Genomic DNA, 22,351 nt, shown 5'->3' with positions numbered 1-22,351 from the left:
TTTCACAAAGTAAGAGTTGGGTGCTTTTTTGTATTCTAACTTATGCTTATATTTGATAGAATATTCGGCGATCAATTGAATTTAGTCTAAACTTATTCGATATAATATATGTCAATACTAAAAAAGATAAATACTAAAGCCGAAACCGACAAGAATTCCGGTTTTGGGACTAACTCTAACAATTACGGAGGCCGTTTTGTAAATAAGGATGGTTCTCCAAATATTGAAAAAAGAGGAATGCATGTATTACGTCGTATTAGCTGGTATCACACTATGATAGATATGCCAGCTTGGAAGTTCATGCTTATCTTATTCTCTTTTTATATTGCTATAAATTTCATTTTTGCAATTGCTTATTACGCAATTGGAATAGAACATCTTGACGGAATTGTCGCCTCACAAAGCGAATGGGCAAAATTTGGGCAAGCCTATTTTTTTAGTGCACAAACATTCACAACGGTAGGCTATGGACACATTAGTCCAACCGGTTTTTTAACCAGTTCTCTATCGGCCGCCGAAGCTTTAATAGGTTTACTGAGCTTTGCCATAGCAACTGGACTCTTTTTCGGAAGATTTAGTAGACCAACAGCATTTCTTAAATTCTCCCATAACGCTTTAATTAGCCCTTATGGAGATCACAAAGCTTTAATGATTCGACTTGTTCCTTTTAAAAACACAAATTTTACAGATGCTGAAGCAAAAATCACCTTAGGGATCAGTGTTGAAGAAGACGGAGTAAAAACAAACAAGTTCTATTCACTTGAATTAGAATTAAAGCAAATCAACGCCCTAACATTAAGCTGGACATTAGTACATCCCATAACAGAAAAAAGTCCGTTATATAAATTCACAAAAGATGACTTCACCGCTATCCATGGAGAAATATTGGTATTCATTAAAACATTTGATGACACGTATAGCAATACTGTAGCTGCAAGAACCTCATACACCTTCAAAGAGGTTATATACGGCGCTAAATTTGAAACAATGTACAATCGCAATGGAAACAACACTAAAACCATATTACACCTAGACAAGCTCAACTCTCATCAGACTGTCAATTTTGAATAAACTAAAAACTATAAATTTCTAATTTCAAGTATCTTTATAGAAATTAAGTTACATTTGTTTATCAAATACTCGTTAATGATAAACAATATAAAAAGTGTTTTTAGCATAAAAGATCTTGAAAATCTTTCTGGAATCAAAGCCCATACTATTCGTATTTGGGAAAAGCGATATAATATCCTTGAACCTATGCGTACTGACACCAATATTCGCCTGTATGATTTAGCTAGTTTACAAAAACTATTGAACATTACATTGCTACATGAATATGGATATAAGATTTCAAAAATAGCGACCTATCCTCAGGATAAAATTCCGCAATTAGTTAAAGAAATCATTTCCAACAAGAATACAAAAAATCATGCCATCAGCGCATTTAAAATGGCAATGATGAATTTTGACCAAGAGTCATTCTTCAATACATTTAATTGGCTGTCTACTGAAAAAACATTTAAGGAAATCTTCCAACAAGTATTTATTCCTCTTTTAAATGAATTAGGTTTACTATGGCAATCTGACACTATCTCTCCAGCTCATGAACATTTTATATCTAACTTGATAAAACAAAAATTACATATAAATACAGAGAAACTTCAAGTTCAAAAGCCAACAAGAAACAACAGGATATATGTGCTTTCATTACCAATGAATGAAATTCATGAACTCGGATTAATGTATATCCAATACGAGATACTTCTAGAAGGCTATAAAACAATTTACTTGGGTGAAAGCATGCCTATAGAAAACCTGAAAGAGCTTAACAATCATTTTAACAATATCACTTTTGTTTCTTACCTCACTACTCAACCTGACCGAAGTACAGTCAATCAATACGTAAATAACATGAGTACAGAGTTACTAAATAACACTAACGAAATATGGCTAATTGGTAGAGTTGTCGAATACATTGAGACAGAGAATCTAAATCAAAGAATACATATTTTTAACTCTATAGAAGAATTAGTAACGCATATCTAATTGTTTTGTTTAATTATTTTGTAAATTTGTTAAACAAATGAAAAAAACAATCTCAATTATTGGTTCGGGTTTTTCGTCTTTAGCCGCTTCGTGCTATCTAGCCAAGCAAGGTTATGACGTGACCATTTATGAAAAAAACGCATCTATAGGTGGTAGAGCCAGACAGTTAAAAAGCAATGGCTTTACTTTTGACATGGGCCCAAGCTGGTATTGGATGCCCGATGTATTCGAAAATTTCTTTAATGATTTTGACAAAAAAACAAGTGACTACTATGAGTTAATCAAGCTAAACCCTGCCTATCGCGTCTATTTTGGAGTTAATGAATTTATGGCAATCACTGATAATCTAGAAGAAATTGCTTCTACTTTTGAATCTATAGAGAAAGGAAGTGGAAAAAAATTAGTTGATTACATATCAAAAGCAAAAAGCAACTACGATATTGCGATAAAAAAATTAGTGTATCGCCCGGGTGTTTCCGCTTTGGAATTAATTACTCTGGAAACAACACAAAAATTGAGTCAGTTTTTTGGAACGGTTAGCAAGGATATTCGCAAGGAATTTAAAGATGAAAGACTGATTCAAATTCTTGAATTTCCAGTTTTATTTCTAGGTGCTAAACCATCTAAGACCCCCTCTTTCTACAATTTCATGAACTATGCTGATTTTGGATTAGGCACTTGGCATCCCAAAACTGGTATGTTTGATGTAGTACGTGGAATCGAAAGTCTTGCCAAAGAACTTGGAGTTACTATTAAAACCAATTCTAACATAGACAAAATCATTGTAACAAATAATACTGCAACTTCATTAATTGTGAATGACGAGATCATTTCTTCGGATATAATCTTAAGCGGTGCCGATTACCAACACACTGAAACGCTATTAGATGAGGAACATCGAGCCTATTCTGACTCCTATTGGGAAAGTCGAGTATTTGCTCCTTCTTCGCTTTTATTTTATGTTGGATTTGATAAAAAAATCTCAGCAATTTCTCATCATGCTTTATTCTTTGATGTTGACTTTAATCAACACGCCATAGATATTTATGATGAACCTAAGTGGCCTGAAGCTCCTTTGTTTTATGCTAACTTCCCATCTATTACTGATACAACAGCAGCTCCTGAGGGAATGGAAAGTGGTTTTTTCCTAATTCCGTTAGCTCCTGGAATAGAAGACACTGAAGCACTACGCGAAGAATATTTTGAAAAAATAATTAACCGTTTTGAAACTGTAACACAACAATCAATCAAAAATAATATTATATTTAAGAAGTCTTTTTGCAAAAATGACTTTATCAAGGATTATAATGCCTATAAAGGAAATGCATACGGAATGGCTAATACCCTATTACAAACTGCATTTTTAAGACCTAAACTGAAAAGTAAAAAAATAAAAAATTTATACTTTACTGGACAATTAACTGTTCCTGGACCTGGTGTCCCGCCTGCTTTAATATCAGGAAAACTAGTATCGGAATTAATAAACAAATCATTTTCATTATAAGATTATGAAGCAGTTATTTGATAATGTCTCGTTTAAATGTAGCAAACTCGTAACCCAAAGCTATAGTACTTCTTTCTCTTTAGCGGTATATATGCTAGCTCCAAGTATAAGAGATGCAATTTATAGCATTTATGGCTTTGTCCGTTTTGCTGATGAAATTGTAGATTCTTTTCATGGCTATGATAAAAAAAATCTAATCGATGATTTCGAGAAAGAATATTATAAAGCAATCGCAAACGGTATAAGTCTAAATCCTATTTTAAATTCTTTCCAGCAAACTGTGAAAAAATACAATATTACCGATGATTTAATTCAGTCTTTTATAAAAAGCATGAAACAAGATTTAATCAAAACGGACTATAATAAGAAAGAAATTGAAGATTATATTTATGGTTCTGCGGATGTTGTTGGCTTAATGTGCCTTAAGGTATTTGTTTCTGGTAGTGATTCAAAATATGAAACATTAAAAATGGAAGCTATGCGATTGGGCACCGCTTTCCAAAAAGTGAATTTTTTAAGAGATTTAAAAGACGACAATCTGATTTTGAACCGAAACTATTTTCCAGGAATCGATTTAAACTCATTTGATGAAATCTCAAAAGACAAAATTATAAATGAGATTGAAGAAGATTTTAGAATAGCTTACCAAGGAATTGTAAAACTTCCTGTTGAAGCTAAGTTTGGAGTCTATACTGCTTATATTTATTACAAAAAGCTTTTAAAGAAACTTGAAAATACGCCTTGCCACGAGATAGGCAATGAAAGAATTAGAGTTTCTAATTATTCTAAAGCTGGATTACTAGCCAAATCTTTTGTTTCTTATAAACTAAGAATGGTATAATTTCTAACAAAAAATAAAACAATGGTTTCCTTTTTAATTTTTATAGGCGTGTTTCTCTTTATGGAATGTGTCACTTGGTGTACTCATAAATTTGTTATGCATGGCTTTATGTGGTATTTTCATTCTGATCATCATCAGCCTAAATATGCAAATGTATTTGAGCGAAATGATATTTTCTTTGTAATTTTTGCTATCCCTAGTATTTTACTATTCTATTTTGGAACAGTAGATGGCATCAATTATTTATTCTTTATCGGTTTGGGATTAACTTTTTATGGACTGTGTTACTTCATGGTTCACGACGTGTTAATCCATCAACGCTTTAAATGGTTTAAAAACACCAAAAATAAATACCTTATAGGATTAAGAAAAGCGCATAAAGCGCATCATAAACACCTAGGTAAAGAACATGGTGAATGTTTTGGAATGCTATTCGTGCCTTTTAAGTACTATAAAATCTAATAGTAAGTTATGAAAGTATATAAAAAAGAATCTGTTCAACATATTAATGCTAGTTTGGATGAATGTTGGACTTTTTTTTCTGACCCTAAAAACCTTAAAGTAATTACTCCAAAGTCGATGGGTTTTGAGGTCACTGATTATGATGACAAATTGATGTATGCTGGACAAATCATTCAATATAAAATTACTCCTCTATTAGGTATTAAGCTAAACTGGATGACTGAAATAACAATCGTTAAAGAAAATAATTACTTTATAGATGAACAACGTTTTGGTCCTTACAGCTTATGGCATCACAAACATTTTTTTGAAGCCACTCCTAATGGAACTAAAATGACTGATGTTGTACATTATGCACTGCCATTAGGATTTATTGGACGCATTATGAATTCCCTAGTTGTAAAAAATGAATTAAAAACGATTTTTGAATATCGTTATAAAAAAGTAGAAGAACTTTTTAATACTAAATAATGAACAAGCAAAAAGTTAGTTTTTTTTGGTTCAGACGTGATTTACGTTTGGATGACAATCGAGGATTATTTCATGCCCTTGAATCTCAATTTCCGGTTATTCCTTTATTTATTTTTGATGATGCAATTCTTGAAAGTCTGCCTAAAGATGATTCTAGAGTTAGCTTTATCTACGATTCTCTTGAGAAAATTAATTTAGAATTAAATACAATTGGAAGTTCGCTTTTGATTAAAAAAGGGAAAACTGCCGAGGTTTGGAAATCTCTTGTCGAAGAATTCGACATTCAGAATGTTTTTTTTAATAAAGATTATGAACCTTATGCTATAAAAAGAGATCTTTTTATTTCTGATTTATTGAAAGAAAAAGGAGTTACTGCTTTTTCATACAAAGATCATGTTGTGTTTGAAGAAAAAGAAATCACAAAAGCAGATGGTCTACCTTACACTATATACACTCCTTATAAAAACAAATGGCTAGAGAAATACAAGCTGAATGGTGGAGCTGAAACATATGATACTGCTAGCCTTTTTTCTAATTTTTATAAAAGCCAATTCCCTTTTCCATCGATAAATCAAATTGGATTTGAAAAAAGTACAATCGTTGTGCTTCCCCATAATCTAAAGAATATTTCGAATTACCATGAAACACGCGATTATCCAGCCTTAGACACTACTTCGTACCTGTCTCCTCATTTACGTTTTGGAACTGTTAGTACTCGTAAGTTAGTAAATTGGGCTTCTCAAAAAAATCAAATTTTCTTGAGTGAACTAATATGGAGAGAGTTTTTTATTCAAATTTTGTTTAGTTTTCCGAATGTTGTTAACCACAATTTTAAATCGGCTTATGACGGGATTGAATGGTTAAATAACGAAAATGACTTTAAACGTTGGTGCTCTGGTACTACTGGATATCCAATGGTTGATGCTGGAATACGCCAACTTAACGAAACTGGATATATGCACAATCGTGTTCGAATGGTTGTTGCTAGTTTTTTATGCAAGCATTTATTAATTAGCTGGCAATGGGGCGAAGCTTATTTTGCCGAGAAATTACTGGATTATGAATTAGCTTCGAATGTGGGTAACTGGCAATGGGCTGCAGGTACTGGTTGCGATGCTGCTCCGTATTTTAGAGTTTTTAACCCTGAAATTCAACTTAAGAAATTTGATGAGAAAGGAATTTATATTCGAAAATGGATTCCTGAATTTGATTTAGGTTATAATACCCCTATGATTGAACATGCTTTTGCTAGAGACCGAGCAATTGCTACTTATAAAAAAGGCATTTTGAGGTAATTTTGACGTTGCTTAAACAGCTTTAACTAAACGAGAACATAGATGTATTTGTGTCGCCTAACATTATTTATTTAATTATTTCTAGGTTAGGATTGCTCTAGCCCAGATAGTAACGGCATCCTCTTGTGGTGGGGTTCACCACAAGAGATACAGTGTAGAGCTGGATTATGCTCCTAATATTTCTGATAATTATTTACTTGAATTTTAGCTTTTAAATCAAACATTAAATTATATAAGCCAAAGAAAGTACGATTCATATATATAAAATGTTTCGATCCTCGGTTACCATTCATTTTTTTGAGGTTTGTGTCTTTAGAAAAACGCTCTCCTAATTGTGCTATATTATCAAAAAAGTCTTCATCAGAAAAATCAAATGTATCTGATTGGAATGGTTTTGTAAATAAAGACAATAGGTCATGGAACATTCCTGTAAAATAGGCTATCTCTTCTTTAGTATCATCTGCTCGTAGAATTTCTAATTCAAAAAGTTTTTCATTAAAAAGTTTCTCATCGGTTATCACTTCTTTATTGATTAGCTCAAAATATGGGATATAAAAATCATTTGGAATTTGTTTCATACATCCAAAATCTAACGCTACCAACTGATTTTTGTCGTTTACCAAGAAATTTCCAGGATGTGGATCTGCATGAACTTTTCTTAAAATATGAATTTGATACATATAAAAATCCCAAAGCGCCTGTCCAATTGTATCCGATTCCTCTTGGCTACGTGTCTTTGCCGTATATTCTGAAAGATGGATTCCTTTCATCCAGTCCATAGTTATGATTTTCTCTGAAGAGAACTCTGGATAATAATTTGGGAATACTAAATTTTCTATTTTTTCGCAAGCATTTACTACCTCTTGGCTCTGTTGTAATTCTAACAAATAATTAGTTTCTTCGATTAACTTATCTTCTACTTCTTTAAAATATTTATCTGAATCTTTTCCTTGAAGATTGAACATTCGTATTGCCATTGGTTTTACCAAAGCCAAATCGGATGAAATACTATTGGCAACTCCTGGATATTGAATTTTAACAGCTAGTTGTTTACCCTCTTTTACAGCTAAGTGTACTTGTCCAATACTTGCTGCGTTTACTGAATTGGGATTAAACTCATCAAAAATTTCATAGGGAGTTTTACCAAAATTAGTTTTAAATGTTTTTAATACTAACGGTGCTGAAAGTGGTGGTACAGAAAATTGTGACAATGAGAATTTTTCGACGTAAGCTTGTGGCAAAAAATTCTTGTCCATACTTAACATCTGTGCTACCTTAAGCGCACTTCCCTTTAAGCTTTTAAGTCCGTCGTAAATATCTTCGGCGTTATTTTCATTTAATTTATCACGAGTTACATCTGGATTAACAATTTTCTCTCCGTAATATTTCAAATAGTTCACTCCTACTTTTGCTCCAGTTTGAACCAATTTGGTCGCCCTTTCTATTTTGGAAGTTGGGATATAGTCGATTGTTTTCATTGTTTGCTGTATATTTTTTCTTTAAAAATAAATTTGCCAAAATCAAGCAGATGATTCATTGGTGCTACATTCATTAATTCGAAAGAGACATTTACTGATTTTTCGATAAAAATATCTGTTTTCTCAAAAGCTGGCGATGCATCATCTACCCAAAACTTAAGCGTAAGTAAAAGTTGCATCCATGCAGTTTCTTGAATTGCTTTTTCTTGAAAATTTTGAAGTTTCTCTTGTTGAACTCGAAAATCATCGGTTATAATTTCACTAATATATTTTTTAAAACTATCACGAAGTGTGGTTAGTTTGACCAAGTTTTTTATTGGATTAGAATTGTTTTTTAGAGCTTGAACTACATAACTACGATTTGCTGTTAGTATTTCAAAGAATGTAAAGTAAAAACTCAGCATTTTATTCTTCATATCATACTCTTGATACTCTGGGTTCTTATCTAATAACTCGATTGTGTTTTCGAAAAATAGATTAAAAATTTCTTTCTCTAGTCCTTCGAATGTACCGAAAAAAGAATAGAATTCGGCTTCTTCAAAATCATTTGCTTTTGCAAAATGAAAAACGGATTTAGGATTTTGACCATGTTCTAATACGTAATCCATGTACAGAGAAACAATTTTATCTTTTGTCAATATTTCTTTTTTAGTTGCCATATCTATTACTTTTTTTAATTGTTTATAAAGGTAAGCAACGTTTAACTATATTTACGTAATGTTAAACAAAACAAGGTGTTAAATATATTGTAAACTATTATGTCTAAAAACATTTTATTAACTGGTGGTTCTGGTTTTATTGGAAAAAAGCTTTCTGATTTATTAATTAATCAAGGATATTCAATTTCTATATTAACTCGTACTGAAAGAAAATCTAGTGCAAAAATCACCTATTATAAATGGGATATCGAAAATAACTATATAGATGAAGATTCTGTTTTAAAAGCGGATTACATTATCCATCTTGCTGGTGAAGGTATTGCTGAAAAAAAATGGTCTAATAAACGTAAAAAAGAAATAATCGATAGTAGAGAAAAGCCTATTGACCTCATTTATTCTGTTTTAAAAAAACACAATAAATCATTAGACGCTTTTGTGTCTGCATCGGCAGTTGGAATTTACGGTGCTTTTAATAGTGAAACTATTTGTACTGAAGAAACACCAGCAGCAGATGATTTTCTGGGAGCTACTTGTCAAAAATGGGAAACCGCTACGGAATGCATCAAATCTCTAGGAATTCGTACTGTTATTATACGAACAGGTTTAGTTTTAGGTAAAGGCGATGGTTTCTTGAAAAAATTAACTCCATTATTTAAATATGGATTTGGATCAGTTATAGGAACGGGAAAACAATATATGCCTTGGATTCATATTGATGACCTATGTAGCATTTATTATCTTGCTATTACAGATACCGATATGAATGGTCCGTATAATGCAGCTGTTACTGATGACACTACTAATGCTGTTTTTTCTAAAGCTCTTGCAAATGCATATGGACATACTTTATGGTTGCCTAAAATTCCTTCTTTTGTAATTAAATTGGTAATGGGTGAAATGAGTAAAATTGTTTTGACTGGACAACGAGTTTCTTCTCAAAAAATAAAAAAAACAGGTTTTAAATTTAAATATTCAAATTTAGAACCTGCCCTTAAAAGTTGCATCTAATAATTATTTCATAATCCCCACCAAACTTGTATTTACTCTTTTGGATATTTTGCTTTCTATCATAGATGGAATCTTGATATTAAAATCATCTGTGTAAAGTGGAAAATCTGAAGTTATTTCTATTCCTTCGGGTATCTTTTTGAGTCTTGCACTTACTTCTATATCTTTTGTTTTACCATGAATTTGAAGTTTTCCTTTTATGGTATATTCCTTAGGTATTTCATTAATATCTTTTAAGTCAAATTTTCCAATTTTGCCTTTAAATATAGCTTTGGGATAGCGATCACTTTCTATATAATTTTCATTAAAATGGGTTTGCATTAAATCCATTTTAAATCGAAAATTTTTCATTACAGCCACACAAACAAAACTGCTTGTTTCTGGCTCCATAACCATAATTACCGTTTTATTGACTGCATTAACTTCTTCAAAAAAAGGGACTGAAGCTTCAAAATTAATAATGCCTATTGAAGTTCGCATTTTATCTTGTGCAGCAATAAAATTAGCGGTAAATAATAAAATTAAAAATGTACTTTTTTTCATAATCTTCAGCAATTAAGATTAGACACATTGCAAGATATTTTTCGAAAAAAGCCTATTGACAAATACAAACCTACAACAGACAGGAATCAAAAATAAAACCATCTAAAAAAGAGATTAAAACACTAATATATTGAAAAATGCTCTTTCTTAAAGTTACGGTTTTTAATCTACTTTGGTTCTTAAAACAACGCTAAAATTATATGAAAATTTAGTTTAATTAAGTTCTAGTAAAACATTGTATTTACTTAAGGTTGCCAATGTTTCGATAGAACTATAATTGGATTCTACTGCATGATTTTCTACTTCTTTTTTTACTTCAATTTGTTTCAAACATTTACAAAAACGTCTTACTTCTTCTAAATTTGACAAAATAAGCCCTGGTACGAGTACACTTTTTCCTTCTTTATCTTTTGCTACCATTGTAAAATAGGATGAGTTACAATGCTTTATTACACCTGTTTGAATATTTTCTGCTTCAACTCTAATTCCTACAATCATTGAGCTTTTTCCAACATAATTTACTGAAGCTTTCATCGTTACTAATTCTCCTACTTCTATAGGTTTTAAAAAATTGACAGTATCTACCGAAGCTGTTACACAATAATTACCTGAAAATTTTGATGCGCAAGCAAAAGCAATCTGATCTAACAACGATAATATATATCCCCCATGTATCTTACCACTAAAATTTGTGTGTGAAGGAAGCATTAATTCTGATATGCTTATTCTCGAACAAGCGACTGTTTTAAAATTTGAATTTGGATTCATTTTTATGATATTTTATATCAAATGGTTTGATTACTATTTTTTGAATAACAAGTTTGCTATTAATAACAAGCAGATTTATATGTTTTAATTTTCATTGTTACTTGCTCTTGTTAATATATTTTCTGGAAGTGATTTCTTTGCCTTTGCTCCCATTTTTTTTAATTTCTCTACGCTCACAATTAAATTTCCTCGGCCTTCTACTAGCTTGCTCATGGCACTATCATATTCTGTTTTCGAATCATTAATTTTGTTTCCAATTTTAATTAAATCGGCTACAAATCCTTCGAACTTATCATATAATGCTCCAGCCTGTCTTGCGATTTCAAATGCATTTTCTTGTTGCTTCTGGTTTGCCCACATACTATCTATAGTACGTAAAGTGGCTAATAATGTAGTTGGTGTAACAATTACAATGTTCTTTTCGAATGCTCTATTATATAAGGTAGGTTCCTCATTTAGAGCGATTGCAAAAGCGGGCTCTATTGGTATAAAAAGCAAAACAAAATCTGGACTTTGTATTTGATACAAATCATGGTAATTTTTATTTCCAAGTTGCTCAACATGGCGTTTTATAGAATTCACATGCTCTTTTAAATAAGCTGCTTTTAAACTATCATCTTCTTCATTTGTCCATTTTTCATAGGCCGTTAATGAAACTTTAGAATCTACAATCATTTTTTTACCATCTGGTAAATGAATCACTACATCTGGAAGAACACGAAGCCCTGCTTCATTAGTAAAACTTTGTTGTACTTCATATTCTCTTCCTTTTTCTAATCCTGACTTTTCGAGAACTCGTTCCAAAACTAATTCTCCCCAATTCCCTTGCATTTTACTATCGCCTTTTAAGGCTTTTGTCAAGTTAAGCGTTTCTTTACTCATCTGAGCATTCATTTCACTCAATCCTATTATTTGCTGACGTAAAGCGGCGTGATAATCAATACTTTCTTTATGTGTATCTTCTACTTTCTTTTCAAATCCTATGATTTTATCTTGCAAAGGCAACAAGATATTTTTCATGTTTTCATTGTTCTGTGCAGTAAATTTTGTCGATTTTTCTTCGAGTATTTTATTGGCAAGATTTTCAAATTCTTTGGCAAATTTTTCCTGAATTTGCTCTACTTCACTTTTTTGTTCTTTGTGGCGTTCCCATAAATTCTCGAAATCAACTTCTTTTTTTGATAACTGAATCGCAAGACTATCTTTTTCGGTTCTAATAATTTCTTTATCCGAATTTGATACTTGAAGTTGCTTTTCTAAGTTGTTTTTTTCTGATTGAAAGTGCTCTTTTTGCAACTGAAACTGATTCGTTATTGCAATTAACTTTTCGTTTAAGCTCACCTTCTCTGACTGGAATCTTGCAGAAAAAATAAGTTTAGCTATAAAAACTCCACAGATTAAAGCAATAATAAAAACGAGCAAAAGAGGAAACAAATTCACCATAAAGAGTTATTTTAAAGGGTAAAAGTACGTAATAATAGCCAGTGAAGAAGAAGTGTTTATTTTTTGATTATAAAAAAAACTCTCCAGTAATAATTTTCATAAATTTTTTTTTGATTTTTTTTTTATTGACGCAACCTTTTTGACTTTACTCCATCTTGTAAGGTATAATCTTTTAAAACATTAAATAATGAAGAAAATTATTTTTGGCCTATTTGTTGCCTTTGGAATCAGTTCTTGCTCAATGAACTCAGACAATGATTATGAGAGCTGTGGTGATTATAGTAATGTTGCTTTTTCGGGTTTCCCATTAGAATGCAATTATACCATAAAAGACATGCCGATTGCTTCTATGGCAGTAGCCATAAAAACACAAGAAAAAATGGATTCTTTTTTTACCAAAAATACTAATCCATGTGCTACGGCAGTAAATCCTAATATCGATTTTACCAAAAATTATTTAGTTGGTGTGTTTTCAGGACCAAAGCCAACAGGTGGTTATGAAATAAAAATTAGTTCAATTATAGAGAACTCTTGCGAAGTAATAGTTCAATTCTACGAAAAAGAGCCTCTTTCTGACGAACCAGTTACCTCTCCAGCTACAAACCCTTACGATTTTGTTTTAATTCCAAAAACAGATAAACCTATATATTTAAACAAAATAAGTCAAAATAAAAACTTTATCGTTTTAGGAAGTTACAGCAGTGAATGTAACGGGGCTGATTGCCAATTATTTTTCAATATTAACAGTTTAAATGTAATTCAATATTTAAATGTAGTTGCTGGCCAATATGATTTTAACAAATATAGCTACAAAGCACTATCTAAGAAAGGCGACTATTCTGACTTTTCAAAGCTAGTTCCTGCAGAAATTTTAAGCCTAAATGGTCAAAATAAGACCTATGGAAGCCCAGATTCTGACAATCAAGGAGGGATTTACTTCGAATTAACCCAGGGAAACAAGACATCTAAGATACTGATAGACAATGACAACACACCAGATCAAAGCCCAGAAATAATTGCATTTAAAAAAGCTATTAAAGATAAAATTGCTGTTTTAAGAAACTAAACTAACTTTGCATGTTATATAATTAACATTAATTTCTTAGTATGAAAAAAACAATTTTAACACTTTTGATTATTATTTCTGTTTCAACTTACTCATCAAATGTTATTTTCAAATCTGATCAAGCAATTAAGCTACAAGGTACTTGGACTTGGGAAAAATCAATGAGTATACAAAACGGGAAAAACATTTCTACTCCAAAGAGTATTGGAAGTACAAAAAAAATAGTTTTCACACCAGAAGGCAAAGTTATTACATACAAAAACAATGTTGAGATAAGAAATAGCAAATACAAAATTACTCAAGGTATTAGCGTATTTGACAATCAAATGCATAATTTAATCACTTTCGAAGGAATAACTTATGTAATCGACAAATTAGATTCTAAAAATTTAATTATTACAAACAATTTCTCCAACGGATACGTTTCTATCTATAAAAGGTAGAATACTGACATCAAAATACCAATTGCAATCTAATTTACTTTAAAATTATTTTTTGGAAGACAATTTAGACTTACTTATAAAAAAGTGCATGAACAATGACAGAGAAGGACAATTGAGAATTTATCAATTGTTCTCTCCTGTATTGTATGGAATTTGTCTAAAGTACATGAAAAATGAAGATGATGCGAAAGATGTCTTTCAAGAATCCTTTATTATCGTTTTTCAGAAGATCAATCAATATAAATTTGAAGGTAGTTTTGAGGGATGGATGAAACGAATTTTCATCAACAAACTTATAGAAACTCTTAAAAAGAGAAAAAAAGATTACCTCTTTTTGGATGTTTTTGATTACGAAACAGAAATTATCGAAGAGGATGAACTAGAATCTATTCCGATAACACAGGAAAAATTAATCGAATATATTCAGGATTTACCCGACCAATACCGAATGGTATTTAATCTATTTGTATTTGAAAAAATGAAACACAAAGAGATTGCAGAAATGCTACAAATTACGGAAGGGACTTCAAAATCAAACTTAAATAGGGCAAAAAAAATATTACAAACGAAAATTTTAGCCGTATTAAATTTTAAAACAGCATGAAAAAGGAAAAAATAGAAGACATTTTTTCTTCAATAGAAAATTTTTCTAGTGTACCTCCACCAGAATTATGGGCCAAGATTGAAGAAAAACTGGATAAACCTAAAAAGAAAAAGGGAACAGCCATTTGGTGGTCGTTAGCCGCTAGTCTTTTAATTGGTTTAGCCATTACATCTGGTCTGTATTTTAACTCGAATGAAGATGATTTACTTAAGAATAATAATGTTGTTATAGATATTCAAGAAAACAACTCAAAATCAAATACAACTCCGTCTACTATTTTTACTAATCCTCTAGATAGTACATTAACTATTGCCGAGCCTAATAATTCTAGAAGCAATGAAAAACGAAACAACAATCAAGTATCTACAAAAACAGCAACACCGTCAATCAACAAAAAAGAAAAATCTTCATTAAAATTAAACAATGAAGCCATTGCTATATCCAAACCATCAACCGAAAGTAGTACTAAAACTACCTCATCAGAGCGTAACAGCATAGGTATCGACAACTCTATAAACAAAAATAAAAACGAAAAAATTGCTTCTAACAGCAAGAACAATATTGATCTTTCAACTAAAGAAGGTGCAAATACATCTTTATCAAAACAAAATAATACTGAAATTGATAATAATTTTAATAGAAATAAAAATGAAGAAATTGCATTAAATAACAATACGCAATCTTCATCTCAAAACAACAATAATAGCGCTACATATAAACAGAATGCAACTGAGTTAAATGGGAGTTTAAAAACAGATCGAAATAAAGGAATTAGCGTAAATGTTAGTTCAGAAAAAAACCTTATTGTTTTTAATGATTCTTTAAATAAAGCAAAAATTGCACTTGAGTTGCAACAATTAGAAAACAGATTAAACAATAAAGAAGACAAAGACGAACCGAAAACTGAAAAAGTTCTTTTAGAAGAAAAATGGTCCGTTGGGCTTTATGCAGGTATTGTAAATTCACAAAGTTCAGGCAATAAAAAGGCGTTAGGGAATTCTATAGAATCAAAACAAAATTCTGGATATGGGATTAAAACAAATTACAAACTTAACAAAAAATGGGCAGTAAGCTCTGGTTTAAAAATCAATGAACTAGGACAATCTGTGGCCAATGTTTCCTATTACAACAAACAACAAAACACATTAAGTACTGCAATCATAAATGACTTTTTTATTTCAAGTCCAAATGTAGAATACATTTCGACAAATAAAAATTATGTTTTTTCATCTGATAACAGCAATCAAAAAGTTCAAAACAGTAGTAATAATCTAACTGGTAATATTAGTCAACAATTACAATATTTAGAAATGCCTTTAGAAGTTTCTTATTCTATTTTAAGCACAAAGAAAACAGCTATAATGCTTAACACGGGTGGTTTTGTCGGAAAATTAATTTCCAATGAGATTTTCTTAGATGGCAATTCAATTGGCGAGAATCTAGATGTAAACAATTTCGTCTATGGATCTAAACTAAGTAGTACTTTGCAATATGAAGTGCTTAAGCAAACGCGTTTGTTTGTTGAACCTGGTCTGAATTATTATGTCAATCCACTAAAAACTCAATCTTTCAACCAATTTCAATGGGGGTTGAATTTTGGTGTTAATTTCGGGTTTTAAATCTCCCTTTCATTTTAATAACTATTACTGCAAAATATAATTACACAAAAAAGCTAGATTCTAATGATTAGAATCTAGCTTTTTTTTATTAAAAAGACGATTGCCTTTTATTTCTTAATGATTTTGTCTTTAAAGATAACTTTATTATTTTCTGTTAAAGTGTAGATATAGATACCCGATTTTAAATCACTTACTTGAATCACTGAAGTATTTTTATCTTGTCCTCCTGTTACATCAATAGGACTTCCTATCATACGTCCGGTAATATCATAAAGTCGTAATTTAAGTTTCTTATCATCAACCGTTTTTACAAGAATATTAACTACATCTGTAGCTGGATTAGGATATGCTTTTACAGCTATACCATTCTTTGTTTCAAAATCTATTGTACCTAACGTAGTTCCTTTTAATTCAAAACGAGCAATTACTGGTCCGTGATCAGAAGTTGTATTAATGTAATTAGAAATATCATTACGAGGATCATATACTGCTGTTGAATTAGCGATGTATTCGCTATTCAATTCATTTGAAATCATAATATGATCTAAAAAACTTTCTGGATTAAAATCATAATAACTATTTACTCCTGCATTACTAATATCTAAAGTTAAAGCATTATACCTATCTGTATCTTTGACCATAATTTCATATGTAGATGGGTTATTACCTACTACTGACTTTTTTACATCATCATTAAAGTCTCCAAGTATAATGAAACTAGCATCTGGATAATTAGCGTCTAAATTATCTTTTAATACTTTAGTATCATACTTACGCATATTGTATTTACTCATATCGCTTCCGCTATTTGCACGTGCATGAAGACCTATAATTGAAATTTCTCTTTTTACTCCACCAATATTCGCTTCTATATCTACTACATACGGCAAACGACCAGATGAGAAAAAGTTAGCACCGCTACCATCTGGGCTTGGATAATTAGGTATATTAATATTTTTTGGTTCTGGTTCTGCTTGTACCTTATCATAAAGTTCATCAAACATTACACTTGTATTTTTTACTATAATATTTTTAGTATTGTAAATCACAACTATTTTTTGTGCTGGAAAATTTGGATTAACAGCATTAAATGAATAAGACCAACGAGGCGATGTTACTTTACTAAATGTTTTACCACCAACACTTATTTGTTTAATTAATTCATCCATAGCTTTATCATCTGACACTTCTTGCACTGCATAAACATCTGCATCAAGCTTAATCATAACTTTAGCAACATTTGCAATTTGTAATGCATTATCCGTTGGGCCAAATTCTTTTCCAGAAATATCTTTAACATCAGTTCCAAAAAATTTCAAATTATACGTCACTATATCAAAAGTATCTTCTTTTGGTAAAGAAGAACCTGTCAATGTACCAATCTTTTTATCCAATACCGTTCCTGAAATAGTCAATGGACCAGCTATTTTCAGTTCTTTTGTTAATGGTGTGAATCTAGTATAAACTGTCTTCCCTATTAATGCATCAGCTTCAAGAACATTTACACTTAGTTGAAAGTTAGAATTATCAAGAGATACTTTGTAATCTGTAGGAGCCGTGATTGTAATATTACCATGACCACCAGCTTTGAATATAAAAGATTTACTATCAGAAATCGAATTCGGTCTTACATCACCAAAATCTAAATTAGGGTTTGAATCTACAAAATTTAAATCATCAGTTATGGCTACGTCATCGATTGTCCACTCTGAAGCATTACCACTTCCACCACCTATTGTCGTTTCATATACCCAAGCCAAATAGGTATGATTCGTTTTATAATCTCCTAAATTAATATATTGTGATTGTACATAAGAACCAGTTACAGTAGGAAATTTACCATCTAAATCTATCCAAGTAGCAGTTTCTGGACTACTTACCCCATCATAATTCGTAGAAACCATTAATTTCAAACTTGGCCCAGGAAAATATTTACGAGAGTGAAATGACAATAATGGAAATTTATCAAAAGTATCTAGTTGTAATTTAGGTGAAATCAACCAGTCTTTACTAGGACCATTATCTGAGTATCCGTTCATCACTATGGCTCTAGGAGCACTCTTCGGATTAGTGGTTGTACTAACCCATTTATTATTAGTCCCTGATACATTATAAGCTGTCCAACCACTATTAGTTAAAACATCTGCATCATTAAAATCCTGTATATATGGATCAATTCCTACACCTGATAAAGCAACCACTTTAGTTCTGCCATCAGCGGTTTGATTTGCAATTTGCCCTGAGAAGTTACCAATTGTGTTTGGTTTAAAACGAACATAAACAGTTGGTGTCGCATTTCCATCAAAATCTGCTATATCATATTGTACTGAAGATTGAAAATTAGCATTATCCCTTGAAACTGCAAAATTACCTGATGCTGTAACAGTAACTATTCCCCTAAGATTAGTTCCTCCTAACTGGTAGCTTAAAGATGATGAATTAAATTTTTGTTCAACGGGTACAAAATTCATTATTGTTTTACTCGGTGTCAATTTTGGTAATATTACACTTGAAGTTGTAACGTCTAATTTAGTTGCACTGGCTTGTATATTCCCATAAGGATCTTCAGAAATAGAGTAAACACTATAAGCAGTATTTAATGTTAAATCTGTAATCGTTTTTGTACAAACCTCAGTTTTATCTGTGATATCTAATGAACCTGATTGCAAAGCGGCAGTTCCACTAGCGTTAAAACCGTTTTTTATTTGTAAACTAGTTGGTGCTGAATCTGTAGAAGATACTAATACATAATAGGTCTTTCCAACTTCATCTATTTGATTAGAAAAATCAAACTCATCTGATAATATATTATCTATTTTTGGATAACCTACAACGCTAATTGGTGCAACTTTATCACTCTGAATTTCTATATTATCGATTGCAAAAGATTGACGAGCCCCAAGCGTACCTGATGCCAATCTAGCAATCCATCTTATTTGCACTACAGGTTGATTATCACAATCGGAAGGCAATGCTACTGATATTCGAGTCATTTGATTATCCAAAGGCGTTGTAACAGCTCCTGTTTGTGGAGTCACACTATTGTTTGAATATGCCGTAGACGGTAAAGTAACAAAAGCTCCTGTAATCCCAACACGATATTGTAAAGCCATTTCTTGAAGGCGATTAACTGCTGCTCCGTCATATAAATTACGGATTATCATCGCATCATATTGAACTATAATTGCAGAATTATTAAGGCTTGAAAAAGCAAAACCTAATGCGAAATCAGCAGTAGTTGTATTCAAAAAACCTATTTTTCCATTATAGTTATGAACATTTCCACTATTTGTGGCAGCTGTACTTCCACCAATTAAATTTTTATCCCCAGTCAAGCCTGTTCCATAAGTGGCAGTATTTTGAGTTGTACCAGCTTGCCAACCTTGAAATCCAGCTGGATAAACTGTAGCACCGGGAAGTAATCCATCGAAATTTTGTTTGTAAGGAATAGCCTGAGGAGAAGGGTTACTTGGTACTTGCGCTAAGAGATTTCCCGAAAAGCAATAAAAAAAACTAAAAAATGCCACTAAATGGCGTAAAGAGTAAATGTTTTTCATACGATTAAAAATAGAGTTTTAGAGTTCAAATTTATAGTCTTTAAAGTTAAGCCAATATTATAAAACCTTAAAGTTAGTGTTGTAAACTTATTAAACATTCAACACAAAACAACACGATATAAATTATTTATCCCCAAAAAATTGAATATTTTAATTAATTAAATAGACAATTAACAGTTTTAACCATTTATCACTTTAAGCTAAAAAACTCAACAACCCCAGTGATCATAAGGTTTTTTTAACTAAAAAAGACACATTCTAATGCCATCTTATTTATATTAAAACTGAGCGGTTTTACAATCATTAAATTATTATTTAAGAGCTACTCACAAAATTGTGTTTTTATTACTAATTGTCTAATCTTGAAAATTACATATCATGGGCTTCTTTAAAATCAAAACTACTTGTCTAATGCTGAATTTATTGTATTGAAACTTTGTATCGCTTCCGCCTACTTTATAATTGGCACCTATTTTCATGATTTTTGTAGCGCTCATTATATTTCACTATTTATCTTATTTGGCTTTACAGTATTTTTTTTTTGTATTTATGGTTGAATAAAATAAAAACAACAAGGTGAAATAAGGATAAATTGGAATTACTGCCGAAACAAAACTATCTTTGCGCTAAAATTACAGCATGTCGCATCAACATTTTATTCTTTTTAAACCATACGGTTATTTGAGTCAGTTTATATACGAACTAAAAAGAAAGAAAAAACTATTAGGAGAGCTACATAACTTCCCTGAAGGTACAATGGCCATAGGTAGACTTGATGAAGATTCTGAAGGATTGCTTTTACTTACTACTGATGGAAAAGTAAGCGAACAGATAAGAAGTAAAAAAGTCGATAAAGAATATTATGTTCAAGTTGATGGAATTATTACTCCTGAGGCTATTGAAGAATTACAAAAAGGAGTAGAGATTGGTTTTGATGGCGGAAAATATAAAACCAAACCTTGCACCGCTTTTATAGTTACCGAAATACCAGATTTTGGTCCAAGAGGAAAAAAAATCAGAGATGAACGTCATGGCCCTACTTCATGGGCATCTATAACAGTAAATGAAGGTAAGTTTCGTCAAGTTCGAAAAATGACTGCTGCTGTTGGCTTTCCTACTCTACGATTGGTACGTGTTCGTATAGGAAATGTATATTTGCAGGGCTTAAAAGCTGGTGAAGTTTTAGAAGTTGATGATTTTCAAATTAACAATTAAACAAAATAAATAATAATGCTAAATATAGTTCTAGTAGAACCTGAAATACCTAATAACACTGGAAACATTGGTCGCTTATGTGTGGGTACGCAAAGCCGATTGCATTTAGTTCATCCTTTTGGTTTTGTTATAAATGATAAAAACCTAAAACGTTCTGGCTTGGATTACTGGGTTCATCTTGATGTAACTGAATATCAAAATGTAGCCGAATGGAAAGCTCAAATTCCAGACTTGTCACGCGTTTTCCTGATGAGCTCACATGCCGAAAACTCATACCTCGAAGCTGATTTTCAAGATGGTGATTGGTTGGTTTTTGGTAAAGAAAGTGTAGGATTGAGCCAAGAAGTTTTAGCCCAATTCGAAAATCATCTTACGATTCCGATGTCTTCATTAATCCGAAGTTTCAATATTGCTAATTCTGTTGCTTTTGTTGTTGGTGAAGCCAAGAGACAAATTGGGGTAAAGCAACGTTAAGCAGCTTATTACTATACGTTTTTAAGTAATTACAAATTTTCCCTTTTCGGCATCAAAGGTAATATTATCGTCTTTGAATAAAGTGGCAAAACTCCCAGTTGCAATTAAATTACAAGGTTCATCTTGTATAACTGTTTCTGGTGTCATTACAATCATTTCATCACTTAACTGAATTGCTAAGTCAATATCATGCGTAGAAAATAAAATACATTTTCCTGTTTCGTGCGTTAGTTTCTTGAGTAACTTAAACAAGGCTACTTTATGTAATAAGTCAAGATGTGTTGTAGGCTCATCCAAAATAATAAGCGGTGTATCTTGTGCCAAAGCTCGGGCAATTAATACTTTTTGCAATTGCCCATCGCTTATTTCGTAATGCTTTTTATGTGACAAATGCCTTATTTGTGTAAGCTCTAATGCCTCATTTACTTTTTGAATATCATATTGAGATAGCGTTCCAATCCAATTTGTATAAGGCTGACGTCCTAAAGCTACTAATTCGAAAACGGAAAGATTACTTGTTGGTAGTTTTTCGGTTAAAACGATACTTAAATTCTGAGCTAACTCAATTGGCTTGTATTCAAAGACACTTTTGCCGTTAAGTAAAACTGTTCCTGATAATGGATGTTGAATTCCTGTTATTGTTCGTAATAAAGTTGATTTACCAATTCCATTTGCCCCTATTAAAGCAATGAGACTTCCTAGCTCTAAATTCAAATTTAAATTTTGAGCAATAGTCACACTCGTTTTCTTGGACTTATAACCAATACTTAAATTTGAAGTTGATAGAATATTTTTCATTCTGTTTTATTTTTTGACACATAGAAACATTTATTCTAGCCACAAATTAAAAAGATT

22 protein-coding genes are annotated in these 22,351 nt (G+C 31.4%); 14 read left to right on the top strand and 8 right to left on the bottom strand.

The features are described 5' to 3' along the window. Window positions 1–108 precede the first annotated feature (108 nt). From QWY99_RS04005 to QWY99_RS03975, 7 genes are all read left to right on the top strand, one after another. Window positions 109–1,071, top strand: coding sequence for an ion channel (locus tag QWY99_RS04005; RefSeq protein WP_290261808.1), 963 nt, complete (start codon window positions 109–111; stop codon window positions 1,069–1,071). A gap of 75 nt (window positions 1,072–1,146) precedes the next feature. Then, window positions 1,147–2,046, top strand: a complete 900-nt coding sequence (locus QWY99_RS04000) for a MerR family transcriptional regulator (RefSeq protein ID WP_290261805.1) — start codon at window positions 1,147–1,149, stop codon at window positions 2,044–2,046. A 37-nt stretch (window positions 2,047–2,083) separates the two neighbouring features. Beyond that, window positions 2,084–3,550 carry a bifunctional phytoene desaturase/3,4-desaturase gene (gene crtID / locus QWY99_RS03995; protein ID WP_290261803.1) on the top strand — a complete coding sequence of 489 codons (1,467 nt, stop codon included), beginning with the start codon at window positions 2,084–2,086 and terminating at the stop codon, window positions 3,548–3,550. A gap of 4 nt (window positions 3,551–3,554) precedes the next feature. Next, window positions 3,555–4,391 (top strand): phytoene/squalene synthase family protein, encoded by an 837-nt coding sequence (locus QWY99_RS03990; RefSeq protein WP_290261801.1) that lies wholly within the window; start codon window positions 3,555–3,557, stop codon window positions 4,389–4,391. Window positions 4,392–4,412: 21 nt separating this feature from the next. Further along, window positions 4,413–4,853: a sterol desaturase family protein gene (locus QWY99_RS03985; protein ID WP_290261799.1), complete on the top strand. Its 441-nt coding sequence runs from the start codon at window positions 4,413–4,415 to the stop codon at window positions 4,851–4,853. A 9-nt stretch (window positions 4,854–4,862) separates the two neighbouring features. Next, complete coding sequence (locus tag QWY99_RS03980; protein ID WP_290261797.1) at window positions 4,863–5,324, top strand: SRPBCC family protein; 462 nt, start codon at window positions 4,863–4,865, stop codon at window positions 5,322–5,324. Continuing rightward, window positions 5,324–6,619: a cryptochrome/photolyase family protein gene (locus QWY99_RS03975; protein ID WP_290261795.1), complete on the top strand. Its 1,296-nt coding sequence runs from the start codon at window positions 5,324–5,326 to the stop codon at window positions 6,617–6,619. Before QWY99_RS03980 ends, QWY99_RS03975 begins: the two co-directional genes overlap by 1 nt. Window positions 6,620–6,792: 173 nt before the next feature. Here the strand turns inward: QWY99_RS03975 and QWY99_RS03970 are convergent, their stop codons facing one another. Both QWY99_RS03970 and QWY99_RS03965 read right to left on the bottom strand, forming a co-directional pair. Next, window positions 6,793–8,097: an ABC1 kinase family protein gene (locus QWY99_RS03970; protein ID WP_290261793.1), complete on the bottom strand. Its 1,305-nt coding sequence runs from the start codon at window positions 8,095–8,097 to the stop codon at window positions 6,793–6,795. Beyond that, window positions 8,094–8,756 (bottom strand): TetR family transcriptional regulator C-terminal domain-containing protein, encoded by a 663-nt coding sequence (locus QWY99_RS03965; protein WP_290261791.1) that lies wholly within the window; start codon window positions 8,754–8,756, stop codon window positions 8,094–8,096. Before QWY99_RS03965 ends, QWY99_RS03970 begins: the two co-directional genes overlap by 4 nt. A gap of 99 nt (window positions 8,757–8,855) precedes the next feature. Here QWY99_RS03965 and QWY99_RS03960 point away from each other — a divergent pair, with 99 nt between their 5' ends. Further along, a complete protein-coding gene (locus tag QWY99_RS03960) occupies window positions 8,856–9,764 on the top strand; it encodes a TIGR01777 family oxidoreductase (protein WP_290261789.1) in 909 nt (302 codons plus the stop codon). 3 nt (window positions 9,765–9,767) lie between these two features. Here the strand turns inward: QWY99_RS03960 and QWY99_RS03955 are convergent, their stop codons facing one another. The 3 genes from QWY99_RS03955 to QWY99_RS03945 form a co-directional block, all read right to left on the bottom strand. After that, window positions 9,768–10,307 (bottom strand): YceI family protein, encoded by a 540-nt coding sequence (locus QWY99_RS03955; RefSeq protein ID WP_290261787.1) that lies wholly within the window; start codon window positions 10,305–10,307, stop codon window positions 9,768–9,770. A gap of 213 nt (window positions 10,308–10,520) precedes the next feature. After that, window positions 10,521–11,075 carry an acyl-CoA thioesterase gene (locus QWY99_RS03950; RefSeq protein WP_290261785.1) on the bottom strand — a complete coding sequence of 185 codons (555 nt, stop codon included), beginning with the start codon at window positions 11,073–11,075 and terminating at the stop codon, window positions 10,521–10,523. 84 nt (window positions 11,076–11,159) lie between these two features. Continuing rightward, complete coding sequence (locus QWY99_RS03945; RefSeq protein WP_290261782.1) at window positions 11,160–12,518, bottom strand: DNA recombination protein RmuC; 1,359 nt, start codon at window positions 12,516–12,518, stop codon at window positions 11,160–11,162. Between the two features lie 187 nt (window positions 12,519–12,705). Here QWY99_RS03945 and QWY99_RS03940 point away from each other — a divergent pair, with 187 nt between their 5' ends. The 4 genes from QWY99_RS03940 (at window position 12,706) to QWY99_RS03925 (ending at window position 16,250) form a co-directional block, all read left to right on the top strand. Continuing rightward, a complete protein-coding gene (locus QWY99_RS03940) occupies window positions 12,706–13,584 on the top strand; it encodes a protease complex subunit PrcB family protein (protein ID WP_290261780.1) in 879 nt (292 codons plus the stop codon). Window positions 13,585–13,625: 41 nt separating this feature from the next. Next, window positions 13,626–14,027: a hypothetical protein gene (locus tag QWY99_RS03935; RefSeq protein WP_290261778.1), complete on the top strand. Its 402-nt coding sequence runs from the start codon at window positions 13,626–13,628 to the stop codon at window positions 14,025–14,027. 88 nt (window positions 14,028–14,115) lie between these two features. Further along, complete coding sequence (locus tag QWY99_RS03930; RefSeq protein WP_290261776.1) at window positions 14,116–14,631, top strand: RNA polymerase sigma factor; 516 nt, start codon at window positions 14,116–14,118, stop codon at window positions 14,629–14,631. Further along, window positions 14,628–16,250 (top strand): hypothetical protein, encoded by a 1,623-nt coding sequence (locus QWY99_RS03925; protein ID WP_290261774.1) that lies wholly within the window; start codon window positions 14,628–14,630, stop codon window positions 16,248–16,250. The genes QWY99_RS03930 and QWY99_RS03925 overlap by 4 nt, the downstream gene beginning before the upstream one ends. A 107-nt stretch (window positions 16,251–16,357) precedes the next feature. Here the strand turns inward: QWY99_RS03925 and QWY99_RS03920 are convergent, their stop codons facing one another. Further along, a complete protein-coding gene (locus tag QWY99_RS03920; RefSeq protein WP_290261772.1) occupies window positions 16,358–19,807 on the bottom strand; it encodes a T9SS-dependent choice-of-anchor J family protein in 3,450 nt (1,149 codons plus the stop codon). Window positions 19,808–20,163: 356 nt separating this feature from the next. Next, window positions 20,164–20,304 carry a hypothetical protein gene (locus tag QWY99_RS03915; RefSeq protein WP_290261769.1) on the bottom strand — a complete coding sequence of 47 codons (141 nt, stop codon included), beginning with the start codon at window positions 20,302–20,304 and terminating at the stop codon, window positions 20,164–20,166. Between the two features lie 142 nt (window positions 20,305–20,446). On the opposite strand from QWY99_RS03915, the gene QWY99_RS03910 reads away from it, so the two are divergent. Then, window positions 20,447–21,022: a pseudouridine synthase gene (locus tag QWY99_RS03910; protein ID WP_290261768.1), complete on the top strand. Its 576-nt coding sequence runs from the start codon at window positions 20,447–20,449 to the stop codon at window positions 21,020–21,022. A 15-nt stretch (window positions 21,023–21,037) separates the two neighbouring features. Further along, window positions 21,038–21,496, top strand: coding sequence for a tRNA (cytidine(34)-2'-O)-methyltransferase (locus tag QWY99_RS03905; RefSeq protein ID WP_290261765.1), 459 nt, complete (start codon window positions 21,038–21,040; stop codon window positions 21,494–21,496). A 21-nt stretch (window positions 21,497–21,517) separates the two neighbouring features. Here the strand turns inward: QWY99_RS03905 and QWY99_RS03900 are convergent, their stop codons facing one another. Continuing rightward, complete coding sequence (locus tag QWY99_RS03900; RefSeq protein WP_290261763.1) at window positions 21,518–22,294, bottom strand: ABC transporter ATP-binding protein; 777 nt, start codon at window positions 22,292–22,294, stop codon at window positions 21,518–21,520. Window positions 22,295–22,351 lie beyond the last annotated feature (57 nt).

Origin of the sequence: Flavobacterium branchiarum, from assembly GCF_030409845.1 — a bacterium.
Lineage (GTDB): Bacteria > Bacteroidota > Bacteroidia > Flavobacteriales > Flavobacteriaceae > Flavobacterium > Flavobacterium branchiarum.
The sequence above is the reverse complement of the archived record's forward strand: the minus strand, read 5'-3'. Positions and strand labels throughout refer to the sequence as shown.